The organism is Bartonella sp. B10834G3, from assembly GCF_016102505.1.
Classification (GTDB): domain Bacteria; phylum Pseudomonadota; class Alphaproteobacteria; order Rhizobiales; family Rhizobiaceae; genus Bartonella; species Bartonella choladocola.
Window position 1 is genome coordinate 1 of record NZ_JACFOM010000005.1, and the last position, 15,183, is coordinate 15,183.

Genomic DNA, 15,183 nt, shown 5'->3' on the forward strand with positions numbered 1-15,183 from the left:
GCTTCAGGAAAAACAAGTTCCGTCACTTTTTATCGAAACGCACGTCAAAAATATCCTGCCAATTGCCCCTCTTGGTGATAATCCCATTGCGGGGTATCTGCATTTAAAATGGTTGCGTGATATCTCCCTCCTCATCCGTCGCTAGTCGATAAAGTAGTTGTGGGTATCAGAACGGTAACAGACTTTACGCTGTTCATCTACTGTTTGGAGAAAGCTCTCTAGTGGGAGTTAGTCTCTTTGCCTCAAGTTTAAATTCGTCTGCTTAACGTCATTAGAAAGAATGGTTTTAGGCGTCATACAAATAGAATAGACAATATCCGGTTTCTCGCCGATGTCGTTTAAAGCCTTGCTTAAACGTATCAGAGATACGAAGGAAAAGAATCGGATGCAGCGCCGCTTCTCTCGCATCATCTGTTGCCTGCATGACTAGGACGATTGAACTGATATTTTCTGCACTGTGAGAAGTTGGAATAGTTTTGTTGCTGGTTAGTGGGGCACTATCCATGGCAGGGCGCATAGGTTGTTAGGCAACAACTGACGTACAGCTCGTCAATGATGAAATGATAAATGCGTTTCTTTGATATCGGATATCTAGTTGGTTTAGTCGTCCCAAGAGCGATAATCTGAACCGAATGAGCTTTAGGTAAAAAAACGCAATTAGGCAAGTAGTAGTCTTAGCATGAAAGGCTGAACCTTGCGGATTGAAACAATTTCGAATTGTATACATAGTGACGTTTTACTCCTTAACGGAAGATATACGTCACAAGGGAGGTATTTATATGTTTTTATTAGAAAACATCTCAGAAATTGGTAAGTGTTTATTAGAAAAATTTTCAAGCGGAGATGCTGTAGTAACGCTAATTGTGGCAGTCGTAAGCGCTGTTGCGAGCGTTGCTAATTGTTTTTTTACCCGTCTTCTAAATCGAAAAAGCGAAAAGATAAAATACAGTTTAGAACTCACCCATATTGAAATAGATAACAATAATAACCGTATTAATGAGCGGTTCTCACAATTGAATACAGAATTGAAAAGGATGGAAGTGGACCAAACAGCCCGATTCAATTTCTCAAATCTCTTATTGCAAAGACATCAACAGTTGCAAACAGCGTTGGCTGAGTTCCAGGCATATTTATTTACATATCATGATATGGAGCTTCGAGCTGATAAAAAAGTTATGCTACGTGTCAATCATCTAAAAAGTATTATATCGCTTTATTTAACACCAAAAGGTGAATTTGCTGAAGAATTCAATATCGAAATGAACCATATATTGGCGTTTTTTGAAACCGGCAGAACTTATTGGGGGAGGTTTGGCGGGTATACCAACTTCATAGTCGCATTTAATCTTAATTGTTGGACGCTGATAGATGAGGATTATAAGCGTATTATTGATCTTTTGGAGACTGGCGTAGAATTTCGACCATCGGAACGAAAGCCACAGCGCCCACCTTTGCGTATGGTTCGATGATGAGCAGTCTCAAGTAATAACGGACGCTATTCGTCACAGGACTTCTTTTCTATATCAAAATACCATAGTTGTTGTTTTTAGAGATAATCAATCGTTAGAAGACTGCCGGTTTCCGCTTTAATTGGTAATTTCGACACCGCTTTTGCGTAAAATGAGAAGCAAATAGGTTGGTTTCGAATGTGGCTTCATAGCCTGCTTTGTTATTTTTGAGTGGCAACAGTTAGCGTCAATTGTTGATAAAAGAGCGGCACTGACTGACTAGAAGCTTTCACTCTTTTTTAGGCGCGTCATTATGTTTATTAGCTCCGCCACCTTGAAAGATCAAAAGGCAATTCTTTGCGCGAGAATGTCCTATTTTCACGTTCATCATGGGCGAGCGAGAGAGAATTGTGAATATTCATCAATGCTTCATTACTGTAGTAGCTCCAGCCATTCATGAAATCATGCGGCCATTTTTGGCTGATTGCCTCAAGCGACTGGCAACAATGCCGTTTTTAATCGTTGAAACCATGCCTGAACGTCTTAACTTAAAAACACCCTTTTAAAGCTATATCAAAAACCTTTGGATCAGTTCCAATTTTGTTGCAAATAATCCCATGTTACATTTCGGTTATGAAATTGCCCAAGCTGTTTTTGTAATAGGTGCTTAATTGTTGCAATATGTCTTTTACTATGGCGTTGCTTTTTTGGCAGTCTCGTCAAATGTTTTTTTGTAAAAAAGGGCGCTCGAACATTAAAGACAACGAAAAGCTGCGTTAATTTTGAAGCGCGTCCCACACGACCCCGATTTTGAATTTTATTTATTTCATTTTAAAAAGATATTGTAAATAATTTTAACAACCTAGAATGAAACACAACTCCTTTAATTTAAATAAATGTTTTTAAAATATCTATCTTTAAAGTTAAAAAGAATTGTGTTTTGATACGATACTGGTTTTTAAAAGAAAAGAAAATTCGATTATAGTTCATATGTCCACAAGACCATTTTTTAGAAAAGGAATAGCCGAGCTTGAAAAACTGTTCAAGGATAACTGTAACGATGCGGCATTTCTTGATCTTTTGTTGGCCGAGCTTTCGAACAGAAAAACCCAGCGGTCGCAATTATTGAAAAGAAAGGTTCAATTAGCGCGTTTAACGACGAATAAAGGATCTTATGTTCAGCCGAATGAGCCGGAGCCGATACAAGAAAAAAATGCGATGCCTTTATCTGAACCAGAAAAACAGCCAGTAACTTCACAATCTTTAAAACCAGCGTTTAAAGTGCCACGTAAAATATTGCGTCATCCAGCTATTGAAAATGATCCAAACGATGTACTTTTGTCTTGGACCGCAATGGAAGTTCTTTCTCCTCCTTCTTTTCGCCAACCGAAAGATCTTGCGGGCGGGGATCAAAAAGCAATAGCACAACTAAATAAACAATGGATGCCTTGGGAACGTGGTGGAGAAAAGAGCCGTCCCAACTATAGGCTCTATTATCAGATTGTCCTTGGTAGCATTGATATGCTTAAGGCAACTTCGGCTTTGTTGGAAGTCTATGGGGACAATAGAGCCGAGATGCCGCGAGCTTATGGAGAAGCAATTCTTGCGACAATTATGCTTGATCGCGACGGGCGTCCGGTTGAAACGGATCCTGTTGCAATTTCCAGTTTTGGATGGGGGCTTTCTGTTGCTTTAAATGGTAAATTAGAAGAACTCGGGCAATGGTCGGAAGTTGAACAACCACTTATGGAGGGATTAAAAGACAAAATAGTCAAGTTTGATGACGAAGATGGAGAAGTGCTTCCGCTTGATCATGATGGGATTATCGACGCATATAACTGGCTACTAGGACAAATAAAATTACCCGACCATTTTACCAAAGCACCATCTTTTGCAGTCAGAGTCTACCAATATTATAAAATACCGGACCCTCCGGAAGCATTGATATTAAATTCCTTTTTTCTAGACGATTTGGACTGGGCAAGAAAGATGATCTCCGCCCAACAGACGACTCCCAATCTTGAACGTTATTTGGGTATCGTAAAGCCTGAAAACCGGAAAGATATGTTGAACGACAAAGCTGCAATTGTCGAAGCCCTAGAGCCACAAAATTTTCCGTCAGGCTCATGGCCGGGAAAAGGGCTCTTTCCACTTGCTCTTCTTCAACAATGTGCTGTTAACCTCGCACTTAAAGACTTGGAAACCGATGGCATCATGGCGGTCAATGGCCCTCCAGGAACGGGTAAAACAACTCTGCTTCGTGACGTTATTGCAGCACTTGTGACAAATCGTGCAGTGGCGCTCTGCAAATTTGATGACCCGGAGGAAGCTTTTATAGATTCAGGAGATCGTATAAAGAAGAATCAGGCATCCGTAAAAATTTATAAATTAGCTCCTGAAATAAAGGGGTACGAGATGATCGTTGCCTCTTCCAACAACAAAGCCGTTGAGAATGTCAGTGCCGAGCTACCCGCCCAACAAGCCATTGCTGAAAAAAGTACATTACGATATTTTAAAACGGTGTCTGATAAATTGTTGGAACGAGACAGTTGGGGCGCCATTGCTGCAGTTCTCGGCAATAGTAAAAATCGTAGTGAATTTCGCCAAAAGTTTTGGTGGAACGAAGACCACGGGTTACAAAAATACTTTCAGGAGGTTTCCGGCAATCCCCAATTTATTCGGGAAAAGACTGAGGCTGGAGAGATTGAAAGAAAACCACGTGTCATAGTTGATGAAGATGCTCCTGAAGATCATGAAGAAGCATTACAACGATGGGATGATGTTCGATCAGAATTTCTGGAATGTCTTGAAGCTGAACAATCTGCTTTGGGCGATTTGGAAAAGATACATCATTTGTTGCAATTGTTGGAACAGAAGCAAGCTGAAGCAAAACAGATTTCCCAGATTATTTCTAAGGAGAAATTGCCTCTAAGCGGCCTTCTTCAAGAAGTGGAAAAACTACAACAGAAGCTGGAAGAGCAGAAGTACAGAACCAATAAAGCTCAACAGGAGTATGATAGCACTTGGGCAAAACGACCGGGCTTTTTTTCCCGTTTATTCGGCACGCAAAGTTATAAGATATGGAAAGAATCATTTAATCCTAGAAAGAAAGAACTCGTTTCCCAAAAAAAGCTATTCACCGATTTATCGAATGAGTTGGAAACAAAACAGCTCAAAGTGTCTAAAATACAAGACGTAATAGCGGAAAAACAGATATTACTTGATAAAATCAATGACGTAATAAAAAATAATAAAAATAGCTTGAAGGAATTGCAAGACCAATATCCCGGAACTGTTATTTCAAAAGAATTTTTCAAAAAATCACATAATGAACGTCAAAAAAGCGCGCCTTGGTTGGATAATGTAACAGCGGGTTTACGAAACGAAGTTTTTGAAGCCGCTATGGAGCTTCATAAAGCGTTCGTTGATTGTGCCGCTAAACCAATTCGTCATAATATGAATGTGTTGATGGATTGTTTTGGTATGCGATCATTGGGAAGTGATGAAAAAGACGCCCTCATTCCTGATCTTTGGTCTACATTGTTTCTATTGGTACCTGTGATATCCACGACATTTGCATCGGTTTCCCGTATGTTCAAGAAAATCGGGCCGGAAGCCTTTGGGTGGTTATTAATTGATGAAGCCGGGCAGGCCTTACCCCAAGCTGCTGTAGGGGCTTTAATAAGAACAAAAAGGGCAATTATTGTTGGCGATCCAATGCAGATCGAGCCAGTTGTTGTTTTGCCAAAACAATTGACGGAAACAATATGTCGCCAATTCGGCGTTGATCCTGTAATTTATAATGCTCCGGAAGCTTCAGTACAAACACTTGCCGATAGTGCAACGAAATATTATGCGACTTTTGAAACGACTGATGGTGAACGTCAGGTTGGAGTGCCACTTCTGGTACATAGACGATGCACTGATCCAATGTTTCGCATTTCGAATAGCATTGCATATGACAATATGATGGTACAGGCCAAGATTGATAAATCATCGGACATCAGAGATATTCTTGGTCCATCTTGCTGGTTTCACATTGAAGGTCAAGGTGAGGACAAATGGTGTCAAAAGGAAGGACAAAAAATACTGTCCTTGTTGCAGGAGTTAAAGGAACATAACGTTAAGCCCGACTTCTATATTGTTACTCCTTTTGTTGTTGTGCAAGATAATATGCGTAAAATGCTTATTGAAAGTCATTTGCTTGCAGATTGGGTCACGGATTTGGATCCGCGCCGATGGGTCTATGAACATGTCGGAACAGTTCATACGGTCCAAGGGCGAGAAGCGGAGGCTGTATTTTTTATTCTTGGGGCACCCAACGCCGAGCAGACAGGTGCACGAAACTGGGCAGGTGGCAGACCTAATTTGCTCAATGTCGCAGCAACGAGAGCCAAAGAAGCATTATATGTTATAGGTAACAGAAAACTTTGGAAAAAAGCTGGCGTGTTTCAAACACTTGATAAATATATGGATGCTCAAAATTGATTTAAAAATATAATTTTTAATTTATATAGTAAGATACATCATGAATATTTGTTAGTTTGTTTCAAAGTAAATTATTGTTTTAAAATTTTAAGATAATAATTTTTAAAATTATATACTTAAACATGTAGAAACGTATTTCTTGTTCATATTATATGAATATTTTTCCGGTCACTTTTTCCCATGTGTAAAGAGCATTGAATTTTAGGGGCAAGCCACATCAATTAAGATAGAAGATGACTTCAAGCGGCGATGTATATGGTCGAGAAAAAGCGAGTGTACATCTGTCGTAGCGTTTCGCAAAAAGCCGCCGGTCTTCGAGTTTTGCAAAACAGATGTTCGATTTTGCATGGTGGTTTAAAGCCGCTTCCAAATCACACTCATTTGGCCGGAGAGGAAAGTTTGACAATCATAACGTTACTGCTAACTGCAAAACTATCGTAAACTGACAATCTTCATCCAACCGGCAGCAGAGAACTTTTACGGTGGGGGCGGAATGACGACAGAATTTTCTACATTATATTCTATAAAACCGGCGAAAATTTCTTCGATATAATTTTCTTCTATAACGTTTCGATCGAATGTTCGATTACCAAAGAGAGAGGCTCATTTCGGGCGAATAAGAATAGTAATATCTCGATTAATTTCATTCCGGATCAGAATAGGCGTCAATATAGAGACTTGTTCAAGCGCAATTATTGTTTAGTTCAACAGTTGTTGTCTGATGTTATATTCGAAACTTGTTCTGAGATTTAAGGAAAACTTCTGGAAAAAGGTTTTAAAAAAAATGTGTCAAGTTCCGGAGCGTAATGGATCATTGTGTAAGCGTTCAATCCAACAATGTGCGTAAAATTCTGAGACAATATATTCGATTTTGTGTTGTTGATATCGAGTTATAATTTGGAAATACTTTTTAATGTTTATGAATTAATTTTTAAATACATACAATCTTGTTGAATTTTTATTAGCGTATTTTTCGAAAAAAAGGCAGATAAAAGGTGCAGCTAAACAATTTTTTTAAAGCTATAGCATTTTTGTTCTTTATGATGTTTTTCGTTATCTGTCAGCTGTGCAGAAGATTCAAAGACACTTGATTTACCCAAATTGCCTCAACGCAGCGAAAAGCTTGAAGACTTTGTTCCCTACTTTTGGAACATAGAATTTATCCGGCAAGACGATCTCAATAAAGATGGCCAATTGGATACGGTCATGGTTGTGAAAGATCGGAACGATTCAAATTTTATTCGGCCTGTGAATTGTGACAGTTGTGCGCCGATTGATACCAATCCAAGAATATTGATCGTTTTATTCGCTGACGGGAAGAGCTGGTGACTTATCAAGCAGAACACTACTTTCATTCAGCGTGTTACCGCAAGTATGGATAGCCAAGACCCGTTTAACGGCGTAGTTTATGGTGAAGTTTATGCGGGTAATGGCACCTTTGTTATCAGAATTGGCTGGTTCAGCAACTCATTGGGTTATAATGTCTATACATTTCGCTGGCAGGATAATGATTTTTATCTGATTGGATATGATCCTTCTGAATTGAACAGAGTATCGTTGGAAGTAACCACTTATAGCTATAATTTTTTGACTTGGCGCCAAAATATCATCACGGAATCTGCGAATGACGAGAATTCGGATAAAACGAAAAAAATCGGTTTGGAAGCGCCTGCATAAGCAGCCGCTTGTGACACTGGATCAATTGACTAAAAGAAATACCGTCATTTATCTTCTGTTCGGAGTTGACAATGAATGGAGAAACAACTTGCAATAGTCGCATCGCCAAAAAAAGCGTTCATAACAGACACCGTTCAACTCAATCTGGTAACGTTACTTCTTCTTGAAAATTACGTTTTGTTTTGGTCAATATAGCTTGAGAAATGCATCAAACGCTGCATTGATTGGATCCGCTGTGGTTAGCATGTACTAATCATCCATTTGATGTGTGGAATGTTTATCAAGCAGGCAAGTGGAAAAGCCGTTTCGCATAGTGGCTGACGAGCAGTACGTATCGTCAAAACCGATAAAATGTTGCTATTTTGTGCGCTGACTTGTTTGCGCATAGCTGCCACTTGAGACAGCTTTTGATTACCGACAAGTCTTCTATAGAAAATTAACGAGGTTACACCAATAAGCCGGCATATAAACGAAATCCGGAATTTTTTAAAATCGGACAAAGCTATATATGTGCCGCTTTAAGAGTAATATTAAAGAGCCGTTTCATCGTGATCTCGATCAGCATGAATGACGCTTCAATAACGGACTACATGAAAATCTGATAACAATATTACTCATATAGACTGGATGATTATACCTAAATTGTTACCTATACTGTTTCTGGAAATTTCAAGTGATGAGCAAAAATGAATTCACTTTTGTAGAGAACGATTGGCGACTTTAAGTTTATTAATAACACATTAAAAGAATATATATCATAAAAGCGATAATTGGGCGGTATTCAAAATACCGCCCATCTTGAATATTATCTTTCATAATACCAATCAGGATGAAAGCCGATCCTCAATAAAACGAGCGGCCATTTTTAGCATTTTTTTCGCGGTTTTCACTTTTCCGGCAGAGGTGAACATGCCATGCATATGATGAGGCAAATGGTGGTGTTCCAGTTCTGTGCCACTTTTTGCGGCAAGATTTGCATAATCACAACCTTCGTCTGCTAGCGGATCCAGTCCAACTGTAACAATGAACATCGGAGGTTGTTTGTTATGGTTATGAAACAGGGGCGAAAGACGAGGATCTTTCAAATCTGTTTTTTCCGGAACATATTTCTCTCGAAACCAATACATAGTTTTATCAACGAGTGAAAATCCTTGTTTTATTTTTTGATAAGAAGGTGACGATGCTGTCAAATCGGTGACAGGATAAAGCAATATTTGAGATATAATTTTTATATCCTGACTGATGTGTTTTTCGTTGGCAAGTATCGTTGCCATATTACCGCCCGCGCTATCTCCCATGATGATCGTTTTAGAACAATCGAGTTTTAAAGCTTGTTGATTTTGTGCAAGCCAATTCAAAGCATCAACGCAATCCTGATAAGGAACAGGAAAAACATGTTCCGGAGCTAGCCGATAATTGACGGCTACAACATTGGCAGATGTCTTTTTTGCCATATATCGACAAATTCCGTCATGTGTATCAAGATCGCCGATGACCCATCCCCCGCCATGCAAATAAAGCAATAACGGTCTGTGCTTGTCGTCGCCTTTTGAATAATGCCGCAATTTGATCGTAGCGCCCGTTACTTTGCAATCCACGTCAGTTACCGAGAGTTTTTCGTCCACTTGAAGTTGATATATGCTACACGACTGACGATAACCTTCTCGAACCTCTTCCAAAGGTAAATCCTGAAATGATATTTCGCCATTATCTCGAAATGCTTTGACAAGATCTCTCGCATCGGCAGCGACCTCTTCCAGAGGAATAAATGTTCCTTTTGTCATTTTTCAACCTGCTCTTTCGACCCAATCAAAATCGTTATCATTCCATTTTGCCAATTGACGATAATCTTCCACAGTTCCCGACCAGTTATTGATGACACGGCCGGCAGCATTTTTATACCAACTGCTGCATGACGATGAAAAAGCCGAGTCTTTCATCTCCTCCTGAATATTGTCATTATAACGGTTGAAAACATCAATTTTTACAGAAGCAGCTTGCCCGTTATCAATATGGTTCATTGCCTGAACAATGTAATTTTGCTGAATTTCAAGCATAGCAAGAATTGAATTATGGTTGAGATTTGTGTTTGGTCCATAAAGAACAAACATATTGGGAAAACCGGGTATATTCATGCCCAGATAAGCTTGTGCGCCGTCTTGCCATACCTGATCGAGTGTCACATTATCCTGACCCGTAATGACCAGATCGCCCTGAAATGCCTGACTTGAAAATCCTGTACCGAAAATGACGACATCGAATTTGTGTTCGACACCTTCTTTGGTGACGATACCATCACTGGTAAAATGGTCAATCGGCGCAGTTTCGAGATAAACATTTTTACGCATCAAGGCAGGATAATAATCATCGGTACGCAAGATACGTTTGCAAGCGAATTCAAATTCCGGAGTGAGTTTTTTTAGCAATTCTTCATCGCTAATTTGTTTGGCCAGGTGCGCCTTGGCCATTTTAATACCTTCCTTTTGTGCGACGGAATTATGTTTGGTTCGTTGGAACCCTTCTTCCCGCAATTTATACACTTGTCGCCGGCTCTCCCAAAACGTTTCCGGATGTTTTTCAAAATTATCCAGTTCTTCTTCGGAAAAGAAATATTGGTTACGCGGCATTATCCAATTGGCACTACGTTGAAAAACAGTCAGATGGCGAACAATTTTCGCAATTTCCGGAACATATTGCACGGCACTTGCAGCGGAACCTACGCTTGCAACGTTTTTTCCGTTAAGATCAATCGAATGATCCCATTCAGCGGAATGGAATATCGGATTTTTAAAATCGCTTAGTCCCTTAAATTCCGGAATTTTAGGCGTATTCAATTGCCCCCAGGCGGGCACAAAAAATGTTGAGGTAAAATGTTCTTTACCATTAACCTCAAATTCCCATTGATTGGTTTTTTCGTTCCAGACAGCCGACGTTATTTTATGATTACAAAAAATGTGTTTTTCGAGATCGAAATGATCGGCAAATCTATGCAGGTAGCCCATTAACTCGTCGCGCTCCGGAAACATACTACTGACACGCAAATAAGGAAAGTAGCTGTAACAATAGAGATGGGCTTCCACATCACACGCAGCACCCGGATAGCTATTGTCGCGCCATACACCCCCGAGTTCCCCGGCCTTTTCAAAAATAATAAAATCGTCGTCTCCGGCTTCCTTCAGAGTGGCTCCCATACCTAAACCACCGAAACCAGCACCAAGTATAACCGTGCGAAAGTGTTTTTTATTCCGATCAAACATGTCTATCCTCCCAAAAATAATTTTAACAATTTTCTTCCAAAAGCGGGCTAGCCCCACGTTTTCCAAGATATTTTTCGTCAACCATATTCAGTCTCAGGTGACGCGCCTCATGAAGGCAAAGCAATGCTACCGTAGATATTCCGCAGACAAAAAATAGATAAATAGTAACGGGAATTGTCGCGTTATATTTTGCGAGTAGAATTGCACCACCCCATTCGCCACTGAGGGTAAAGCCTTGTACGAACCCCAGCACTATAATTGTAAAAGGTGCACGCAAGCCGATCGACGAGAAAGTAGGGATACAACCCATAAGGAAAGTTGAAATACCGACCTGAAAAAGGCTGAACGGAAGCCAGTTTTTTCGCCCCGATCTGTTACCATAGTGACCAAAAATCAAATCCCCAAGGGGGCGGGCTGCAAAGTCTATCGTGTAAGTGGCAAATGCTGCCATAATTCCGGCAAGCGGGCTATCCACTTTCGCTAAAAACAGCGTTCCGACAACCGGTATAGTTGAAACACCATAAATAAGGGTTTCATACCATTCGGCAATTGTACCTGCCTTTGACGCTGTAATGACTTTTTTAATGTTGACGGGTGGCGCTGTTTCGCTTTTTCCCGTCGAAAATCCATGTGACATGATCTCTCCTCCCAAAGCGATCAAGTTGCATATAGGATATATTTCAAATTACAGTTTTATTATCAAATAAGTTACCTCCGACTTTTCGATAGTAAGATTTTTTGAATTTAAAATTCGTCTTGTTTATTTTTTAAATTCGGGTCTATGAACCGGATTTTATACAGCGTCGTTCCGCCACAGCAGAAAGATGTACAAGAAATTTTCTTTGCTGCCACAACTTCAATATTCAAATAACTAATTGAATTTGTATAATTATTTAAATTTCCCTCCACAATATTTTTAATTTAAAATTATTTCATTATAGTGAAATAATTCCGATGTTTTGTATATTGCGTAAGATATTTCAGTTTGTCAATAAAATGTATATCATGTGAATGTTATTAAAAATTACAATATCTAGGCCTTAAGCAGATCAGTATAAATTCTTGATTTACTGGAAAAAATACGCACAGTTTAACTGCTGCCGATATTGTGAAACGCCTGAGAATACCGAAAAGTACGGGACATGGTCTGTGTCCCATGTCATGCTGGAACCGGAGATGATCCAGAGAAACATAGACTGTATATTTACTTGAGGCCCACGATCAAAGAATGAGGGATCGTTTTTTTGGTTAACGTCGATTTACTTGAAGCGCTCAACAATATTGCTAGTGAGACGAAATGGCTGTTGGGCGATATGTTGAATTTATCGGTATCGGAAAAACATGACGACATCTATATAGCGTGCCGGAATAGCTAATCACCACTTCGTTTCACTTTCAAGATGGTTATGTAGTTACCGATGATTTTTACCGCGACCGATAAAGCGATGACGGTTACCTGTCCGGATTTTGAACTGGAAGTGTTTGAAAATACATATGCCTTGCCTGAACCATTAACAAAGCACAGCCGATATCAATGGATTACATTCATACAGGAGGTGGGCGCTACCCGTAAACGCGATTTTTATATCTATTGTTGCAATATCAGCCCATTTTTGAAAAAGCATCACGATGCTGTGGTTTTCGGTAGCCATCTCTATGAAAGATATTCAATATGTTCTATGTGTCCGACATGTGAGAGTTCTATGAGTATGGATCCTTTTGCAACCGGATTGGTAGCGCTTTTTATTGCGCTGCATCAACTTTGACCCTGTCGAATAACACGATCGATACATCACTGACGAAGTACAATTTCAAAAACAAAACAAATGGCGATTACATTACAACGTATAGAGAGTGTGTTTTCGCCGATCAGAATCGTGATGGAGTTACCCTTGGGGTTATTGTCAGGACAGCGACCAAGATAATTCGGGAAGCGATTGGTGCAATCCGGTTAAAGTTTGTTGCCGAGTTAGACTAGAGCGGGATTTTAAATGGAAAGCTATGAGCTTTTATCGAAATTGTTTAATTTGATAAAACAAGGGGTTAAAGCGATCTGCTTATAGAAACTAAACATATAAAAATTGAAGATGGTGCCCAGACGCGGAATCGAACCACGGACACGCGGATTTTCAGTCCGCTGCTCTACCAACTGAGCTATCTGGGCAAATCCGATTTTTTAACCGGAGCGCTTGGGTTTATAACATTAAAATTTTGGGTGTCTAGCCTTCAAAACAAAAATATTCAAAATTTGCCCCGATAAGTTCATTTTTTTGGGGATTTGGCATTGCTCTTTGAGTAAACAAGGCTTATTAGCGGCTTTACACCGTGCGCCTATCGTCTAGCGGTCAGGACGCCGCCCTCTCACGGCGGAAACAGGGGTTCAATTCCCCTTAGGCGTACCAGTTAATTTTTCTGAACATATCTCTCGTGAAAATGTCTTAGAAAAATTCCGGCAAATATTGTTTTGCCTTTGGATGAGCTCTTTGACACTATCAGCCTTGTTCATGTGTGAGTAAAATTTTTAAGCCGTGAAAAACATTTTTCGCGTGGGCGTTTGTTTATTTATCGGTTAAAGCCGCCTGCCAGTTCGATAAATCGAATAATATCCTGAAGCCCTTCGCGGCGCAGCATATCCGTGAAAACGAAAGGTTTGTCGCCGCGCTGGATTTTGGCATCGTGTTTCATCACATCAAGATCGGCGTGAACATATGGGGCAAGATCTTTCTTGTTGATGATAAGCAAATCAGAGCGTGTAATGGCGGGACCGCCTTTGCGCGGTATTTTTTCACCTTCTGCCACCGAAATAACGTAAAGCGTCAAATCGGCGAGATCAGGGGAAAATGTTGCTGCGAGATTATCTCCGCCTGATTCGATAAATATCATATCAAGGTCGGGATGCCGGTTTAAAAGCTCGTCAATAGCTTGCAAATTGACAGTTGCATCCTCGCGAATAGCCGTGTGCGGGCAACCGCCTGTTTCCACACCGATGATGCGGTCTTCTGGCAGTGCCTGAACGCGATTGAGGATCAGCGCATCTTCTTTTGTATAAATATCGTTGGTAACAACGGCGACCGAGTAATGATCGCGCAAGGCTTTGCATAGCATTTCCGTCAAAGTTGTTTTTCCGGACCCGACAGGGCCTCCAATGCCGATACGTAACGGACCGTTTGGTGAATAAGAAGATGTCATGAACGGAAAATCCTTGAATAAAGTGTTTCGTGGCGCATTGCCATGATGTCGGATAGAAAACAACATGAACCGAGATTATCAAGTGTGAGCTTATCGCTGTTATCGGTGATAGCAAGAATTGTCTTTTCGAGCTTTGCCATTATTTTGACCCCGTCGCTTTGGCCAAGCGGAACGAGTCTTATAGCTGCCTGCACCAGATTTGACAGAAATGTGTGGAGATAGGCCGTCAGGACAGATGGCAATGAAATTTCTATTTGATGTCCGAGAACGCCGACAGCAACCGGATAGGGAAGAGCTTTATAGATTTCTTTTGAAAAACCGGTTTGGGCAACCGAGGTACAAAAAGCACGGCCTTGTAAATCAATTTCCAGAAAGCGTTCTTTCGAGGCAGCATTCGCATTGGCTATTTCGACAAGGGCAATAATGGATTTTCCTTGATCGGTTGATCTCCACGCTTCGGCAATAAAAACCACATCATTATGGAGAGATCCGTAATTGGCAAGAGCATCAAGCCAATCAAACAAATCTTCGGCATTTGTGATAAAATTTTCATGGACGGCCTGTTCGAGACCATGGCTATAGGCAAAGCCTCCGACCGGAAAGACCGGCGAAAAAAGCGTCATCAAGCGCAGTAAAGAGGCGTCACCCTGCAACATTAATGATGGTGCCCCGCATGGTCGTGATATGCTCCGTGGAGAGGTTGAAAAGGAGCCTCGATCTCCTCAATGGTTGCGCCTAAACCTTCAAGCATAGCGCGAATAACCGGATCGCGAGACACGAAAATCGTGTTTTCTTTGATTTCGACTGCTTGATGACGGTTGCCCAAATGCCAGGCAAGTCGGGTAAGTTCGAGTGGAGTTGCCGCTTTGACAGAATAAAGTGGTTCATTGGCTGCGTGGATGAGAAAATATTCACCGTTTTCAGCTTCAAGAACATCGCCTTCTTTGAGATGGACGGGTTCTTTCAAATCCACCATAATCATATCGCCATTGGCAAAATGAAGTAATTTCCGGCGGATATGGCGCTCGTCATGGGAAAGTGAAAGCGCACCTGAAGTTTCAACCCCTTTGGCATCGGACACCGGTATATATTTTGTTGCTCGAAAAGTTTTATAGGACATTTAA

Annotated in this window: 11 protein-coding genes and 2 tRNA genes; 5 read left to right on the forward strand and 8 right to left on the reverse strand. The window is 40.6% G+C overall.

Features of this window, described 5'->3' with window-relative positions:
• The first annotated feature begins 779 nt into the window (after positions 1 to 779).
• Complete coding sequence (locus H3S94_RS11050; RefSeq protein WP_198241107.1) at positions 780 to 1,469, forward strand: hypothetical protein; 690 nt, start codon at positions 780 to 782, stop codon at positions 1,467 to 1,469.
• 299 nt (positions 1,470 to 1,768) lie between these two features.
• On the opposite strand, the gene H3S94_RS11055 is transcribed toward H3S94_RS11050, so the two are convergent.
• Entirely contained in the window at positions 1,769 to 1,906 is a 138-nt protein-coding gene (locus tag H3S94_RS11055; RefSeq protein WP_198241109.1) for a hypothetical protein, read from the reverse strand.
• A 532-nt stretch (positions 1,907 to 2,438) separates the two neighbouring features.
• Here H3S94_RS11055 and H3S94_RS11060 point away from each other — a divergent pair.
• Together H3S94_RS11060 and H3S94_RS11065 are read left to right on the forward strand one after the other, a co-directional pair.
• Entirely contained in the window at positions 2,439 to 5,936 is a 3,498-nt protein-coding gene (locus H3S94_RS11060; RefSeq protein WP_198241111.1) for a DEAD/DEAH box helicase, read from the forward strand.
• Positions 5,937 to 7,310: 1,374 nt separating this feature from the next.
• Positions 7,311 to 7,613, forward strand: a complete 303-nt coding sequence (locus tag H3S94_RS11065; protein ID WP_198241112.1) for a hypothetical protein — start codon at positions 7,311 to 7,313, stop codon at positions 7,611 to 7,613.
• 824 nt (positions 7,614 to 8,437) lie between these two features.
• Here the strand turns inward: H3S94_RS11065 and H3S94_RS11070 are convergent.
• Genes H3S94_RS11070 through H3S94_RS11080 form a run of 3 tightly spaced genes read right to left on the reverse strand, consistent with a single transcriptional unit; the run spans position 8,438 to position 11,507 of the window.
• On the reverse strand, positions 8,438 to 9,397 hold the full coding sequence (locus tag H3S94_RS11070) for an alpha/beta hydrolase (protein WP_198241113.1): 960 nt from the start codon (positions 9,395 to 9,397) through the stop codon (positions 8,438 to 8,440).
• 3 nt (positions 9,398 to 9,400) lie between these two features.
• Entirely contained in the window at positions 9,401 to 10,870 is a 1,470-nt protein-coding gene (locus H3S94_RS11075; RefSeq protein WP_198241114.1) for an NAD(P)/FAD-dependent oxidoreductase, read from the reverse strand.
• Between the two features lie 22 nt (positions 10,871 to 10,892).
• Positions 10,893 to 11,507, reverse strand: coding sequence for a hypothetical protein (locus H3S94_RS11080; RefSeq protein WP_198241115.1), 615 nt, complete (start codon positions 11,505 to 11,507; stop codon positions 10,893 to 10,895).
• Positions 11,508 to 12,288: 781 nt separating this feature from the next.
• Between H3S94_RS11080 and H3S94_RS11085 the strand changes: the two genes are divergently transcribed.
• Complete coding sequence (locus tag H3S94_RS11085; RefSeq protein WP_198241116.1) at positions 12,289 to 12,636, forward strand: hypothetical protein; 348 nt, start codon at positions 12,289 to 12,291, stop codon at positions 12,634 to 12,636.
• Between the two features lie 322 nt (positions 12,637 to 12,958).
• Here H3S94_RS11085 and H3S94_RS11090 read toward each other — a convergent pair.
• Positions 12,959 to 13,034: transfer RNA gene (locus H3S94_RS11090), tRNA-Phe, on the reverse strand.
• 163 nt (positions 13,035 to 13,197) lie between these two features.
• Here H3S94_RS11090 and H3S94_RS11095 point away from each other — a divergent pair.
• Positions 13,198 to 13,272, forward strand: a tRNA-Glu gene (locus H3S94_RS11095).
• Between the two features lie 160 nt (positions 13,273 to 13,432).
• Here H3S94_RS11095 and ureG read toward each other — a convergent pair.
• Genes ureG through H3S94_RS11110 form a run of 3 tightly spaced genes read right to left on the reverse strand, consistent with a single transcriptional unit; the run spans position 13,433 to position 15,179 of the window.
• Positions 13,433 to 14,059 carry an urease accessory protein UreG gene (gene ureG, locus H3S94_RS11100; RefSeq protein WP_198241117.1) on the reverse strand — a complete coding sequence of 209 codons (627 nt, stop codon included), beginning with the start codon at positions 14,057 to 14,059 and terminating at the stop codon, positions 13,433 to 13,435.
• Positions 14,056 to 14,715: an urease accessory protein UreF gene (locus tag H3S94_RS11105; RefSeq protein ID WP_198241118.1), complete on the reverse strand. Its 660-nt coding sequence runs from the start codon at positions 14,713 to 14,715 to the stop codon at positions 14,056 to 14,058. Before H3S94_RS11105 ends, ureG begins: the two co-directional genes overlap by 4 nt.
• Positions 14,715 to 15,179 carry an urease accessory protein UreE gene (locus H3S94_RS11110; RefSeq protein WP_198241119.1) on the reverse strand — a complete coding sequence of 155 codons (465 nt, stop codon included), beginning with the start codon at positions 15,177 to 15,179 and terminating at the stop codon, positions 14,715 to 14,717. The genes H3S94_RS11105 and H3S94_RS11110 overlap by 1 nt, the downstream gene beginning before the upstream one ends.
• Positions 15,180 to 15,183 lie beyond the last annotated feature (4 nt).